Annotated in this window: 13 protein-coding genes; 8 read left to right on the top strand and 5 right to left on the bottom strand. The window is 63.4% G+C overall.

Annotated elements, in window-relative coordinates; genetic code table 11:
* The first annotated feature begins 90 nt into the window (after nucleotides 1-90).
* The 4 genes from RMO25_RS05310 to RMO25_RS05295 all read left to right on the top strand — a co-directional run bounded on the left by RMO25_RS05310 (nucleotide 91) and on the right by RMO25_RS05295 (nucleotide 4,608).
* A complete protein-coding gene (locus RMO25_RS05310) occupies nucleotides 91-492 on the top strand; it encodes a hypothetical protein (protein WP_309661561.1) in 402 nt (133 codons plus the stop codon).
* An 878-nt stretch (nucleotides 493-1,370) separates the two neighbouring features.
* Complete coding sequence (locus RMO25_RS05305; RefSeq protein WP_309661560.1) at nucleotides 1,371-2,099, top strand: hypothetical protein; 729 nt, start codon at nucleotides 1,371-1,373, stop codon at nucleotides 2,097-2,099.
* Nucleotides 2,100-2,380: 281 nt separating this feature from the next.
* On the top strand, nucleotides 2,381-3,979 hold the full coding sequence (locus RMO25_RS05300; protein WP_309661559.1) for a histidine kinase: 1,599 nt from the start codon (nucleotides 2,381-2,383) through the stop codon (nucleotides 3,977-3,979).
* On the top strand, nucleotides 3,976-4,608 hold the full coding sequence (locus tag RMO25_RS05295) for a response regulator transcription factor (protein WP_309661558.1): 633 nt from the start codon (nucleotides 3,976-3,978) through the stop codon (nucleotides 4,606-4,608). Before RMO25_RS05300 ends, RMO25_RS05295 begins: the two co-directional genes overlap by 4 nt.
* Nucleotides 4,609-4,638: 30 nt before the next feature.
* On the opposite strand, the gene RMO25_RS05290 is transcribed toward RMO25_RS05295, so the two are convergent.
* Nucleotides 4,639-6,180, bottom strand: coding sequence for an EAL domain-containing protein (locus tag RMO25_RS05290; RefSeq protein WP_309661557.1), 1,542 nt, complete (start codon nucleotides 6,178-6,180; stop codon nucleotides 4,639-4,641).
* Nucleotides 6,181-6,513: 333 nt separating this feature from the next.
* Between RMO25_RS05290 and RMO25_RS05285 the strand changes: the two genes are divergently transcribed.
* From RMO25_RS05285 to RMO25_RS05275, 3 genes are all read left to right on the top strand, one after another.
* Nucleotides 6,514-6,861 carry a PspC domain-containing protein gene (locus RMO25_RS05285; RefSeq protein ID WP_309661556.1) on the top strand — a complete coding sequence of 116 codons (348 nt, stop codon included), beginning with the start codon at nucleotides 6,514-6,516 and terminating at the stop codon, nucleotides 6,859-6,861.
* A 166-nt stretch (nucleotides 6,862-7,027) separates the two neighbouring features.
* A complete protein-coding gene (locus tag RMO25_RS05280; RefSeq protein WP_309661555.1) occupies nucleotides 7,028-7,705 on the top strand; it encodes a DUF6975 family protein in 678 nt (225 codons plus the stop codon).
* A 210-nt stretch (nucleotides 7,706-7,915) separates the two neighbouring features.
* Complete coding sequence (locus RMO25_RS05275; protein ID WP_309661554.1) at nucleotides 7,916-8,332, top strand: hypothetical protein; 417 nt, start codon at nucleotides 7,916-7,918, stop codon at nucleotides 8,330-8,332.
* A gap of 8 nt (nucleotides 8,333-8,340) precedes the next feature.
* Here RMO25_RS05275 and RMO25_RS05270 read toward each other — a convergent pair whose 3' ends face one another.
* The 4 genes from RMO25_RS05270 to RMO25_RS05255 form a co-directional block, all read right to left on the bottom strand.
* Nucleotides 8,341-9,756 carry a methyl-accepting chemotaxis protein gene (locus tag RMO25_RS05270; RefSeq protein WP_309661553.1) on the bottom strand — a complete coding sequence of 472 codons (1,416 nt, stop codon included), beginning with the start codon at nucleotides 9,754-9,756 and terminating at the stop codon, nucleotides 8,341-8,343.
* A 66-nt stretch (nucleotides 9,757-9,822) separates the two neighbouring features.
* Nucleotides 9,823-10,392, bottom strand: a complete 570-nt coding sequence (locus tag RMO25_RS05265; RefSeq protein ID WP_309661552.1) for an energy transducer TonB — start codon at nucleotides 10,390-10,392, stop codon at nucleotides 9,823-9,825.
* Nucleotides 10,393-10,585: 193 nt separating this feature from the next.
* On the bottom strand, nucleotides 10,586-11,776 hold the full coding sequence (locus tag RMO25_RS05260; protein ID WP_309661551.1) for a DUF1343 domain-containing protein: 1,191 nt from the start codon (nucleotides 11,774-11,776) through the stop codon (nucleotides 10,586-10,588).
* A 9-nt stretch (nucleotides 11,777-11,785) separates the two neighbouring features.
* Nucleotides 11,786-12,325: a DOMON-like domain-containing protein gene (locus RMO25_RS05255; RefSeq protein WP_309661550.1), complete on the bottom strand. Its 540-nt coding sequence runs from the start codon at nucleotides 12,323-12,325 to the stop codon at nucleotides 11,786-11,788.
* Between the two features lie 46 nt (nucleotides 12,326-12,371).
* Between RMO25_RS05255 and tyrS the strand changes: the two genes are divergently transcribed.
* Nucleotides 12,372-13,580, top strand: a complete 1,209-nt coding sequence (gene tyrS, locus RMO25_RS05250) for a tyrosine--tRNA ligase (RefSeq protein ID WP_309661549.1) — start codon at nucleotides 12,372-12,374, stop codon at nucleotides 13,578-13,580.
* Nucleotides 13,581-13,632: the final 52 nt, after the last annotated feature.

Below are 13,632 nucleotides of genomic sequence, written 5' to 3'. Positions count from 1 at the left end.
CACCGTCTTCATTGATATCCCTCCCCGCATCTGCGATGACCTGAGCGCTCGGTCACGACAAATCCGGTTCGCATCGCGAAAGGGGGGTTTATGGGCGCCGAGCATCCTCAAACGACCGAGGTCGAAGCACACAAAGCCACCACGCCACGAGAGAGTTTCTGGCGAACCTTGCCCGGGATTTTGACCGCTGCGGGCACATTTCTCGCGGGTCTCACAGGTCTGGCCGCTGTTTTCTTTGGCAACCGCGATGGCGCGTCCGCGCCCGCCGGCGCGGCGAGCGACCGTTATATTGCGAGCAAGGCGCCAGATGGATTCGTCGCCATGCGGACGCTGCCTTCGAAAGACGGTGTCCTGATCACGAAAATATCGGTCGGGAATTCGGTCCGCTGCGGAACTGCTCATCCGAACGACAAAGGGTACCCGTGGCGACGCTGCAAGGACGACGAAGGCCACACCGGATACGTCAGCGACATCTATCTTGAGAAGGGATAGCCCCTGCCGCTAAGCTAGTCCGGCATCACAAACGGCGACGCGTCGCCTTCCGCCTCGCCCTCCACATCGGGCAGCGGGCAAACCAGGTGACAAGGCCCCACTCATTCCTGATCGCGAGCATCAGGATGCCGGTAATGACCATGGCGACGCCGTGCACCGCCCACCCGGCTCCCCAAAATCCTTAAAATCCCTAAACCATATCCGCTCACCCGCCGCTAACCGCGGCCCGTTAAACCGAGTCTCAGCAGGGCCCATCTGTTGCGACCAGAGCCAGGCCCCGCTGGAACGAGTACTGCATCAGGAGACCCTGCCGACTTCGCCTCTCCCCGGCCCAGGCAGGGTCTCCAACTCCCCCTTCGAATCACCGAGCGCAGCCAAGCGATTGCGCAGCAATCGGGCGGCAGCGCGTAGAGCTGGTTCGAAGCCGGAACGGGTCGGCATTACCGACCCAGTCAACGTCATGGCCGCCCATGGCGTTGCCTACTTCTTGACCTCTTCCCCCCACCCCCGCAAAAAACCATTTTCCTACAGCCCCCAAAATGTGGCTTAAGCTGGTCGATGCCTGTCCGATGCAGACTCAAAGGGCGCGACCGAGCCCAACTCCGCTTTTGCCAAATCGCCAAATTCTCGATCGCCCCTCGCGCGCGCGCGCGCGATCGCTGCATTCGCTGCGTTTCGCGGGCCCCATCGCCCCGCTTCGCCCGCCGCGAAAGTCACGAAAATGGCGCCCTTGTGCATGACGATAGGGACTTTAAGCGCGCCTTTGCGGATCCGCGACGCACAGAAGGTCTTGCAGCCGACGTTCAGCCTGCCAAGGATAAGGCGCGGCCGACGCGCCGCAATGTCCCGCAAGACTCGCCGAAAGTTTAATCCGACCCTTGGCCTCGAGAACCTATCGCCTGACCCGCCCGCACGAGGCGCCGTCGCTGCGCCGCCGCGCCATCGGCTTTGCCTTGGCGATCGCGGTCAATCTATTGTTGCTGCTGGTCATGCGCGGGCTCGGCGTGCTGCCCGATTTTGCCCAGGTGTCGTCGCAAACATTGACCGTCGATTTGCTGCCGCAATCGGACGACCGCGCCGCCAAGCCGGCCAAGGCGGCGGTCGAGCCCAAGCCGACCGTGCCGGTGCCGCGGCCGCCGCGGCTGCCCAAGGCCCCGCGCCTCCATTCGCCGATCCCGCCGCTACATCCGCTCGACATGATCGAGATGTCGAGCGAGGAGATGGCCGCCGGCGATATCCGCAACCTGCCCAAGGGCGGCTCAGGCAGCGCTGGCGATTCGGAGGAAGTCGGGCGCGGCCCGCACGGCGAAATCCTCTATGCCGCCGAATGGGCGCGCAAGCCGACCGACGCCGAACTGGCCGGCTACATGCCGGCCAATGCGCCCGAAGGCTCGGGCCTGGTGGCGTGCCAGACCATTCCCGACAATCGCGTCGACAATTGCCAGGAACTTGGCGAATCGCCGCGCGGCACGCATCTCGCCCGGGCGGTGCGGCTGGCGGCGTGGCAGTTCAAGGTGCGGCCGCCGCGCAAGAACGGCAAAGCGATGATCGGCGAATGGGTGCGGATCCGGATCGACTATTACAGCAGCGGCGGCGATCCGAACTGAGGCTGGGCCAATCATCGACGACAAGCAAACCGGCGACCTGCGCCAGGCAAAAAGAAGGGGAACGCAAATCGGGGTCTGCGCTCCCCTTCCCTTGAAACGTGACGTGACGACCGGGCCAATATCAAAGACCCCCGGGCGGCCCCAGTCATCGAAAGTTAGTGTGACTATAAGGCACCGGTTGGCGCCGAAACGGCGCGACCGTCCCGCTCGGTTGTGCGGCCCCTTGCCGATGCGATAACAAGGCCGTCGTGGGGAAGGGCTTTCAGCATCCGTCCGGGCGCGTGATCGCATTGGGTCGGCTCATGCTGGCGACGCTGTTCCTGATCGCCATTGCGCTCGATTCCAGCCAGCCAACGCATGGGCCGGTGGCGACCTTCGCGGTGCTCGGCGCCTATCTCATCTTCGCCGCCGCCCTCCTCCTCGCCACCTGGGACAATTGGTGGCTCGATGCCAAGCTGGCCGGCCCGGCGCACGCGGTCGATATCCTGCTGTTCACCCTGCTGGTCCTGCTGACCGAAGGCTACACCAGCCCCTATTTCACCTTCTTCATGTTCCTGCTGCTGGCGGCGGCGATCCGCTGGAGCTGGCACGTCACCGCGCTGACCGCGATGCTCCTCACTGTGCTCTATCTGCTCGTCGGCATGCTGGTGGTGAAGTCGGGTGCCCCGTTCGAACCGCAGCGCTTCGCCGTCCGCACCGGCCACCTCGTCATTCTGTCGCTGATTTTGATCTGGTTCGGCGCCAACCAGTGGCGGGCGCGCTTCTATTTGCGCGACGAGGAACTGCTGGCGCGCCCCAGCCTCGATGAATCGCCGCTTGAAACCGGCTTGCGGGCGGCGATGAACGGCGTCCGCGCCTCGGCCGGCATGTTTGTCTGGCGCAACCTGGAGCGCGGCGATTTCACCGGCATCGTCATCCGCGACGGCCAGCTTGCCGAACTCAGCGTGCCGGGCATCGCCATGGCGCAGGCGTTGGTAACCTCGCCGTTCCTGTATGATTTCGGCCGCAACCGGGCGCTCCGGAAGGATGCCGATCGCAATCTGATCGACGTCACGGTGCGCGACCTGATTGTGCCCAAGTCCGCGCCCGGCCTCGTCCTAGGCGAAGGCCTGGCGATCCCGGTGCATTCGGACGGCGGCGAAGGCGAGATGTTCCTCGAAGGGGTCCCCAGCCTATCGACCGATCACATCGACCTTGGCGAACAGATCGCGACCGACGTCGCCGTCCATCTCCAGCGCCATGCCATGCTGACAGCGGCGGAAGACAGCGCCGAAGCGCGGTCCCGGCTGACGCTTGCCCGCGACTTGCACGACAGCATCGTGCAATTTCTCGCCGGTGCCGCCTTTCGCCTTGAAGCGATCAAGCGGTCCAGCGCGTCGGGCCGCGCGTTCGAACCTGAGCTCGATGAATTGAAGCAGCTGATGCTCCAGGAACAGCGCGAGCTGCGCTCGGTCATCACCGCGCTGCGCAGCGGGCCACTGGTCGCGTTCAACGATCTCGTCAAAGACCTGGTTGGCCTGGCCGGTCGATTGGCGCGCCAATGGGATATTGCCTGCGACGTGACGGCCCGCCCCGCGGAACTGTCGATCCCCATCCGGCTCCATCTCGATGCGCAACAGCTGATGCGCGAAGCCGTCGCCAATGCGGTCCGGCACGCCGACTCCAAATCGGTCACCGTCGAAGTTGCCGCTACGGCGGCCGAGCTGCGGCTGGTGTTTGTCAACGATGTGACCGCCACCCAGTCGCGCAGCAGACGACTAGACATGCCGCAATCGTTGAAGGAACGGGTCGATGAGGCCGGCGGGACACTGGAAATGGCGCGCGGCATGGGCGTGACCAAGGTCTCGATCGCACTCCCGATCGGCGGGCGGCGCGCGTGACCAAAATCCTCGTCGCCGACGATCACCCGATGATCCGCACGGCGCTTGAAGCGCTACTGCGGGACACGGAGTTCGCCATCGTCGGCACCGCCGGTACCGGCGAGGCAGCGTTACGCGAAGTCGAGCGGCTGGGTCCGGATATCTTGCTGCTCGACCTGCAAATGCCCGATGGCAATGGCATGGACGTGCTCCGCCGGATCAGGGCGGGCAAGGCCAAGACGCCGCTGAAAGTCGTCTTGCTGACCGCGGCGATCGACGATTCGGCGTTGCTGGAGGCGAAATCGCTGAAGGTGCAGGGAATCGTCCTGAAAAATTCGGATCCCGCTTATCTGCTCGACTGTCTCGATCACGTCCGTCACGGTCGCGCCTGGTTCGATCCCGAGCTGACCGAACGGGCGAAACAACTGGCCAGGACACCGGCAGCCGGCGGCGGCGCGACGCTGACGCCGCGGGAGCACCAGCTGATCGGCTTCGTTCGCACCGGCCTGCGCAATCGCGAGATCGCCGAACGTTTGGGCGTCACCGAAGGCACAATTAAAACCTACCTTCACGCGGTCTTTGAGAAACTGGGCGTCAGCAGCCGCACCGAGCTCGCCATCCGGGCCGAAGAATTTCTTGCCGGGCAATGACGCCGACGCCGGCCGCTTGGCGCCCACCAGCTACGATCCAAACTTGCCCCGGCGGCGGGGTTCAACCGGCTTGGCGACATAATCGTCCGCATTGTGCTCGGTGGCCTGCTGGCCGCCGCCCATCTCCAGAAAGGAGCGAACCGTGTCGGCGGAAACGGCACGGCCGAACAACCAGCCTTGCGCTTCCGAGCAGCCCAGCTTGCTCAATTCGTTCCGAATCTGCTCCGATTCAACGCCTTCGGCGGTAATCGGCACGTTGAGCTTGTGGCCCATGCTGGCGATGGTCTGGACGATGGCCGAGGTCCGCTCGCTCTTGACCAGCGTATTGATGAAGCTCTTGTCGATCTTGATCCGGTCGACCGGCAACGTGTGCAGTTGCGACAGCGAGGCGTAGCCGGTGCCAAAATCGTCCAGCGAAATGCTGATGCCGAGATTCTTGAGACTCTTGAGGATCGTCGAGACCTGCGCCCGATCCTCGAGCAGCGACCCTTCGGTAATCTCGATCTCCAGCCGGCTGGCCGGAAAGCCGGTGCTGGCCAGGACTTTGACAATTTGGCTCGCCAGCGTCGGGTCGCGGAACTGGATCGGCGAGACGTTAACCGCGATCTTCAGGTGACCGGGCCAGTTGCGGGCATCGCTCAGTGCCTGCTCCATCACGCTCATTGAAAGGGGGCCGATGAGGCCCGTCCGCTCGGCCGCTTCGAGGAAGGTCTCAGGCTCGAGCAAATCACCGTTGCGCGAGCGCCAGCGGGCGAGCGCCTCAAAGCCAACCAGCTCCTTGGTGGCGAGATCGATCAGCGGTTGGAAGAACGGCACGAACTCGCCGGCCTCGACGCCGCGCCTGATGTCTTCCTCAAGCTTGAGCCGGCTGGTGAGATCGCGCTCCATTTTCTCGTCGAACCAGGCGAGGCAATTCCGGCCGGCGTCCTTGGCGGCATAAAGGCCAACGTCAGCTTTGTGCAGGATGGACTCTTCGGAGCCCGAACGATCGACGATCGCCAAGCCGATGGACGAGGAAACTTGCGCCTGGATGTTGCCGATCCGCACCGGCGTGCTGAGTTTGAACAGGATCTTCTGCCCAAGCTCCTCGGCGGCGGCACGGCCGTCGCTTTCCAGGAGAATGGCGAATTCATCGCCGCCGATGCGAGCGCAGCACGACCCCGGTGGGGCGGTCTCTCGCAGCACGTCGGCAACGGCGCGCAGCAACTGATCGCCGACCGAATGGCCATGGAGGTCATTGACCCGCTTGAAGTGATCGAGATCGAGCAACAGCAGGGTGCCCGAACGCCGCGAATCGCGCATTTCCGACAGCTCACGCAGCAGCTCGCGCCGATTGGCCAAGCCAGTGGAATGGTCCGTATTGGCGTTGCGATGCGCGTCGCGCTCGGCCTGCTCATGGGCGTCCATGGCGTTTTTGAGGTCTTTGGACCGGCGCCATCCAAACAGGATGATCGCAATGTTGAGAATGAAGGCCAGCCGCAAGCTGCCGCCCGAGGGCGGCAACGCGACCCCGGCGATGGCCCGGGGCAAGATCTGGCTGCCAAGGCCGACGAACAGCAAGATTGCCGCCATCGTCGCGCACGTGGTGATGAGATGGCTGCCGGCGAGCCGGACGGCCGTGCTTGCTGAGCGTCGCAAAATATTTCCACCTGCATTGAATGCCACCAGCCATTCTCGCGTGGATGTGTGAAGATACCCCTACCTGTGAACGTCGATGCTCCCCAGGCTCTTTCCTTGGCGACATTTCCCAACTTTCGGCGAAAGGTCGCTCCATCCTTCGCAAGAAAATCGCGTCGAGAGAGGCCAACCTCCTGGAAAAGTGCCACATTCACAATCTGGCACGGCTCTTGCTCAATACCTTGCATCCCCGCCGAGACATCCCATCTCGCAGCACCAACGGAGTTCATGATGCAAGACACCCTCCCCGCTTCTCAGTCTGCCGACCCAGCCAGCCAGGACCGGCCGCGGGCCAACGTGTTCCTGCGTCACGACACTTTGTTCGGCGTGTGCCAGGGGATCGGCGAGGAGTTCGGCTTCAACCCCAATTTTCTGCGGGTGCCGTTTGCCGCGGGGATCCTGTGGAACCCGCTGGTCGTCGTCGGCATCTATCTCGGCCTCGGCGTCGCGCTGCTTGTCGCGCGCTGGATTTACCCGAAGTCGCAGACCATTGCCGCGCCGCATGCCGCCGCCGGCCAGGCTGCACATCCAGTGGCCGACAATGTCGACGCGGACGAATTGCACATCGCCGCCTGACGGTTCGCCGCCCTGGCAGGGGACCGGTCACTGTGCCGCGATGGGACGCTTCTTAAACTCCGTCTCTGAAAGCTTACGCCGGCATAAACCTCCTCTTTACGCCCTTGGGTTAGGGTCCCCTCGAATAGGGTACCGAACAACCAGGCCGTGAAGGGAAAAAGAGCGAATGGCGAGCAGTCGGTCGATTGACCGCAACCCCGTCAGCGTCGCCGAGGCGCATCTTGCTCGCGTCAGCGGTAGCGGCTGCGCGCGCCATCCCCATCTCCATGCTCTGGTCGAAGGTTCCGGCCAGCATGCGGGTCGCGACCTCGCCGACGCGGTGCATTTGCTGTGCGGTCTGCACGGCCGCCACCCCGGGCTGATCGAACTTGCCTTGACGCAGGCACCCGATAGTTCAGCGCGACCGTGGCTGTCGCAAGCTTCCGAGGCCTTTGAACGCGAACGGCTATACCTCGTCCGCCTGACCGCCACGGTTGGCCCGTTGCCAAGCACGCCCGGGGCGGCCGAGACCGAATCGAGCCTGGTGGCGCAACGTAACGCGCTTGAAATTCTCGCCTCATCCGAACGTACCGGTTGCGCGCTTGGCGCCGCGACCGCGCTCGTCGGTGACTGGTGGTCGATTCGCCGCCTGCTCGATCGCGCCGCGGTCCGGGCCGGGCTCGACCCCCTCTCCCAATCGCTGCCCGACGAATCCTCGCTGGCCGAAATCATCGACCTTTCTTCGGACAATCCGGCAAGCGGCCGGGCGTTGGCGTTTGGCGGCGAGCAATTGCTGCTCCAGCATCGCGCCTTGTTCGACTTGCTCGAAGCCAGGGCAAGCGCGCGCAACGATTGGGACCGCTGAAGCTTTCAAACCAACCATCGACATTGGCTTGTCGAAATCGCCGTCATTGGTCGAAAGCCGCTGGTCCTCGCGTCCAGTTTGGCTCGTACCCTTGCGATCTGTTGCGGAGGAAGACTTGCCATGAAATCCTTATTGGCCACGGCGCTAGCCGTTTTGGGATCAGTGGCCCCAGCACCCGCCGTTGCCGGGGCAGCTCATGATCCGGGGCCGATGAGGACCGTTCACGCGCTGATCGACGGCTGGCGGACCGCCAATTTCGAGCAGGCGTCGAAAACTTTCGCCCCCCAGTTTCGCCTGCTTACGTTGCGTCGCTCAGAAACTGGTCCCGATGTTCAGATCGACGAGCGCGACCATTTGCTGGGCTCGATGCGGACGCTGTCGGCCGGGGTGTGGGACGTGCGCCTTGGAAAAGCGATCGAGCTCCAGGATGGCAGCGGCGTGGCGACCGTCTGGGCACCGTACACCTTCTATTTGAATGGCCGCAAAAGCCACTGCGGGATCGAGACCTATTCCCTCTACCGCCTGGCGGAAGGATGGCGGATCGTCACGTTCGCGGACAAGCATTTGTGGGATGGGACAGAGGCTAAATGTGCCGACCGCCCAGCTTTGAAAGCCCGCGCGGGCTAGGCAGTCGCTCAATCGTCGCGGTAAGCGAGTTCGAAATTACCCCAGCGGCGGCCCTTCACGAACAGCGGTACGAACACGTTCTTGACCGGGATGTTCTTGTCGCCAAGCTCCATCCGATACGTCGCCAGGGTCGCCGGGCGATTGCTCAACAGCGCATTGCGGGTGACGTCGTCGATCAGCACGCGCTTGTTGCGGCAATGCTCGTCGTTCCACACCGGATCGGCGCCTTGCGGCTGGCTGCGTTCGGACAGGTGGGTCGGCAAATAGCCGTTCATGTCGCCGATCGCCGAGCCGATGATGCGTCCGTCCGACGCCTTGGTGCGATCGAGCACCGGTTGCACATAGCGGTCGGCAAAAACGCAGAATCGGGTGTCGTACTGGGTCGGGTTGCTGCCCTCGATTTCCTGATAATCGCGGTCGAACACGTCCTCCAGGGCGAACTCGCCCGAATCGATGCCACGCTCGATTGCGGTGACGATCATCCGCGTCGCTTCCTGGGCTTTCGAGATGAATGGCGTGTCGTCGATCTCGGCGCCCGAATTGGCGAGCGTGTCGAGCATGGTGTTGGACAAAAGCTCAAGATGGTTGAGCCGCTTTTGCGCCTGGAGCAGCTGGTCGCCATTGTCGCGGGCATCGCCGGCAAAATCGGTTAGCCCGGCCTTCACCCGATCGACGCTGGCCTGAATCATGTTGGTCGAGTGGGCAATGCCCTCGGTCTGGCGATCGACCATGCCGACGATTTCGCTGACTTCGCGAACCGTTTCGCTGATTTGGCCGAAGCCGGCCTGGGCGGCGCGGCTGCGTTCGACGCCGGTCTTGATCTCTGACGTTACCGCCCCCGCCTCGCGGGTCAGCTCGCCGATCGTCAGCGCGATCTTGCTGGTCGCCGCGCGCGTGTCGTGAGCAAGCTTTTTCACTTCGGCCGCGACCACCGCAAAGCTGCGGCCGGCGTCGCCGGCCCGGGCCGCTTCAATGGTCGCATTCAACCCCAGCATGTTGGTCTTGCGGGCAATGGTCTCGATGGTCGACGACACCATTTGCACCTGGTTCATCGCGTCGGCGAAGCCGGCCATGCGCTCGCCCAGCTGGACGATCAGGTCGGTCAGCCCCTTGAAACCGCCGATGGTTCCCTCGATCGCTTCGCGACCGGCCTCAAGCTTGGCCTTGGCCTGTTCCGACAGCAGCCGCGCCTCATCGGTTGAATCGGACACGCGCGCCTGATCGGCGAGCAAGCGGGTGGTTACTTCCTCGAGTCCGTCGAGCATCTTCAAATGGTCGCCGATGCGGCCGGCGACGTCCTGGACGTAACCGGCGACGTCGCTGCATTCCATCGACAGCGAACCGCAATCGCGCGCGACCGCACGGATCGCGTTTTCAGTGACTTCCTCGATCCCCTGCGTCGCCATGTAACCGCCCGCTCCCATTCATTCGTTGGGCACGGAATACGGACAAGCTCCTACTTCTTCGTTAACCACACCGTTCGAATTGGCTCAGCAACTGGCCCCCGGGGTCGGACAGGGCGGAAGGCACGGCCCGCCGCCTCGGTCGCAGAAACCCACACCTTGCATGCGCCCGACTTCGTCGCGAGTGACGCGCTCCTGCTGAGCCCACTCGGTGCGGGTCAGGCACTGAGTCGTCCTGGCGATGAGCGAACCGGTGGTCTGGGTTCGCTTGCAAACCAGCCCATCGGGCTTCGGCATTTTCTTGGCGTTCGTGCTGGCCACGGTCGTCACGCCCGCCGGAAGCTTCCAGACGATGAATCCGGGCTGGACAGCGCGCACCGCCCGCCCTTCGGAATCACGGACTGGCTTCAGGTGCGCATAAGCAACCATGACTTCGCAGGTTTCCGTGTCGAGCGAGGCGAAACCGCTGCTTTCCGTCACGTCGCATTTCCCGAGCGAACCATCGGGTTCGATCGTTAGCTTGAAGCCGACTTTGCCTTGCTCACCACGCTTCAACGCGCGCGGAGGATAATGATCGGCCAAGAACTCGCCATTCGTCGATTGGCGGACGACTTGCTCGGTCGAGGCGGGTCCGCCCGCGAAGGCAGAACTTAACACGCTAGGAATTGAAGCAAGCAAAAGAAATGGCAACATCATTGTCTCTCCCACTGTTCAAAGGCGATCAGTTGTGGCCCTCAGGTTAATGTATGATACGGCAAATTGAATAGCATTGTTGCAAGTTAATCGCGGATATACTCCCGTTTTTTAAGACTATTGCAACTCCCTCAAACATTGCACCCGGTTTTTCCGATTACTCTGATGGCGCCGCATCCCGCCACGCTTGCTCATCCAGCGACGCCAGCGAATCGAGATCGCCTGGACTTGCCTCGGCGTCATCGACCCATTCGCGCAGCAGGGGCGACCCGTTGATGACGTCGATGGCCAGCTTGCCGAGCTCATATTCATAAGGAAAATCGCGCCACAGGACATAGTCCGGGTACAGCTGCCGGATCGCCTTGAACGCCAGCGCCTGCAGCCGCCACGGCTTGAACGCCTTGTGGTCGTAGAACGGACCCTCGGCGTGGATCTGGACACCGTGGCACAGCGTGCCGACATGCTTGTGAAACGTCGGTTCGAAGAAGATTTCGCGCAGCTTGCAGCCGGCCAACCACTTGGGCGCGATCCGGTCCATTGCCGCCATCACCGCCCGGGCGTCGATGTCGGGTGCGCCGAACAATTCGAGCGGCCGGGTGGTGCCCCTGCCCTCGCTCAGCGTCGTGCCTTCGAGCATCACCGTCCCGGCATAGCAGCGCGCCATGTTGAGGTTGGCGGCGTTGGGGCTGGGATTGATCCAGATGCGATCGTTGGGCCAACCAAAACCGGGTCCGTCATCGGGTCGCCAGCCGTCCATGGCGATCACCCGATAATCGACGTCGAGCTGGAAATGATCGACGAACCAGCGGCCCATTTCGCCGAGAGTAAGCCCGTGCCGCATCGGCATCGGGCCGGCGCCGACGAAGCTCTCCCAGCCTGGCCGCAAAGTCAGACCCTCTACGGGCCGCCCGGCGGGATTGGGACGGTCAAGCACCCAGACCGATTTGCCATGTTCCGCCGCGGCCTCGAGTACGTACAACAAGGTGGTGATGAAGGTGTAGATCCGGCAGCCGAGGTCCTGCAGGTCGATGAGGATGGTGTCGAACGTGGCCATCGCCTGGTCGGTCGGGCGGCGCGCCTCGCCATAGAGGCTGAACACCGGAATGCCGTGGACCGGGTCGGTGAAGTCCTCGGTTTCGACCATATTATCCTGCTTGTCGCCGCGCAGGCCATGTTGCGGCCCGAAAGCGGCGGTGAGGTTGAGACCAACCGCAGCGAGCGCGTCGAGGCTGTGGGTCAAATCGCGGGTCACCGACGCCGGATGGGCGAGCAAAGCGATGCGCTGGCCGTTGAGCGGGTTGCGCAGCTCCGGCTCAGCGAGCAACCGGTCGATTCCGAACTGGGTCATGGCTGCTGTCTAAGGAAGCTTGCCGACGAAGCAATCCGGATGGTGGAAATCGGGCTTGTCGCCGGGCGGGTGCGCAAGCGCCCAATAAGATTTGGTGCCGTCGGTCTCCTCAAGCACGGCGGACAGGCCCAAGTGCCAGTCCTTGTCGGCCTCGACGGCGATCGTTGCGCCCACCGTCCACCAGGTGAAATTATCCTCCATCCGGATGTACGGCGGCGATTCGACCTCGGCCCGGGTCACATCTTCGCGGCGCCTCGAAAAATCATAAGCCGCCCAATTGCCCGACGGTGCGAAATTCCACTCGCGATACGCCTCGTCACCCGCGGCCCGAAGGAAGGCTTCAAAGCAAGTCGTCTGCCACAATTCGTCGGCACGCCACGGTTCCGACACCTTGGGAATGGCAAAACGGGTAACCGGCGCCCCCACCCCGAACCAGATGTTGGTCGTCGCCACCGCGCCCAGCTTGGCAATATGATCGACGATCGCCCAAAGCTTGAAGGCCTGGCCGCTCGGCGGGGTTGCTGGGTGAGGCGTAAGATTGAATTGCATCGGCTTGTAGTAGCAGCGCACAAAGCATGTCGCTAAGCGACTTAACATGACCGCGTACAAATCATCCCTGCTCCGCCTGCTTGAGACCCGCGGCTATATCCACCAGGCGACGGACGCCGAGGCGCTCGACGCCCTGGCGGAAAAAGGGGTGGTTGCCGCCTACGTCGGCTTCGACGCCACCGCGCCGAGCCTGCACGTCGGCAACCTCGTTCAGATCATGATGCTGCGCCGGCTGCAGCAGGCGGGCCACAGACCTGTAGTGCTGATGGGCGGCGGCACGACCAAGGTCGGGGATCCGTCGGGCAAAGACGAGGCCCGCCAGCTCCTCACTTCCGAGCAGATCAACGCCAACATCGCCAGCATCCGCCGGGTGTTCGAAATGCTGCTCAAGTTCGGCGACGGTCCCACTGACGCCATCCTGCTCGACAATGCCGACTGGCTCGACGGCCTTGCCTACGTCCCCTTCCTGCGCGACGTCGGCCGCCATTTCACCATCAACCGCATGCTCACCTTCGACTCGGTCAAGCTGCGCCTCGACCGCGAGCAGCCGCTGACCTTCCTCGAATTCAATTACATGATCTTGCAGGCCTACGACTTCCTCGAACTATCGCGCCGCGCCGGCGTCCGGCTGCAGATGGGCGGCTCCGACCAGTGGGGCAACATCGTCAACGGCATCGATCTCGGCCGCCGCATCGATGGCGCTGAGCTCTATGGCTTGACAACGCCGCTGATCACCACCGCTGATGGCGCGAAAATGGGCAAGACCGCGTCGGGCGCGGTGTGGCTCAACGCCGATCAATTGAGTCCCTATGATTACTGGCAATTCTGGCGGAATACGGCGGATGCCGACGTCGGCAAATTCCTCAAGCTGTTCACCGATTTGCCGCTCGACCAGATCGCCATGCTGGAGAAGCTGCAGGGCGCGGACATCAATCAGGCCAAGGTCGCGCTGGCAACCGCGGCGACGGCGCTGCTCCACGGCGAGGAGGCCGCCCGGACTGCGGCGGACACCGCGAAAACAACTTTCGAGGGCGGCGCCGGCGACGATTTGCCGACGCTTCAGCTCAGTGAGGGTCTGACAATCGCCCAGGCGCTGACCAGCCTCGGCTTCACGGCCTCCAACGGCGAGGCCAAGCGCAAGGTCGCCGAAGGCGCGGTGCGGCTAGGCGATGTCGCCGTCACCGATCCAGCGATGCCCGCGACCGCCGGCAAGCTCAGCCTCGGCAAAAAGAAGCACGGGTTGCTGGTTAAATAGGCGTCATTGCGAGGAGCCGGAGGCGACGCGGCAATCCAGCCAAAGCAAAGAC

Origin of the sequence: Sphingomonas sp., from assembly GCF_031361285.1 — a bacterium.
Lineage (GTDB): Bacteria > Pseudomonadota > Alphaproteobacteria > Sphingomonadales > Sphingomonadaceae > Sphingomicrobium.
Note: the sequence above shows the minus strand (reverse complement) of the source record. Positions and strands in the feature narration are given on the sequence as shown.

What these genes read in the sequence shown, in the direction of transcription:
- RMO25_RS05310 (WP_309661561.1), top strand. Translation starts at nt 91, where the DNA reads ATGGGCGCCGAGCATCCTCAAACGACCGAGGTCGAAGCACACAAAGCC.
- RMO25_RS05290 (WP_309661557.1), bottom strand. Translation starts at nt 6,180, where the DNA reads ATGGCGGCAATCTTGCTGTTCGTCGGCCTTGGCAGCCAGATCTTGCCC.
- RMO25_RS05285 (WP_309661556.1), top strand. Translation starts at nt 6,514, where the DNA reads ATGATGCAAGACACCCTCCCCGCTTCTCAGTCTGCCGACCCAGCCAGC.
- RMO25_RS05280 (WP_309661555.1), top strand. Translation starts at nt 7,028, where the DNA reads ATGGCGAGCAGTCGGTCGATTGACCGCAACCCCGTCAGCGTCGCCGAG.
- RMO25_RS05275 (WP_309661554.1), top strand. Translation starts at nt 7,916, where the DNA reads ATGAGGACCGTTCACGCGCTGATCGACGGCTGGCGGACCGCCAATTTC.
- RMO25_RS05270 (WP_309661553.1), bottom strand. Translation starts at nt 9,756, where the DNA reads ATGGGAGCGGGCGGTTACATGGCGACGCAGGGGATCGAGGAAGTCACT.
- RMO25_RS05260 (WP_309661551.1), bottom strand. Translation starts at nt 11,776, where the DNA reads ATGACCCAGTTCGGAATCGACCGGTTGCTCGCTGAGCCGGAGCTGCGC.
- RMO25_RS05255 (WP_309661550.1), bottom strand. Translation starts at nt 12,325, where the DNA reads ATGCAATTCAATCTTACGCCTCACCCAGCAACCCCGCCGAGCGGCCAG.
- tyrS (WP_309661549.1), top strand. Translation starts at nt 12,372, where the DNA reads ATGACCGCGTACAAATCATCCCTGCTCCGCCTGCTTGAGACCCGCGGC.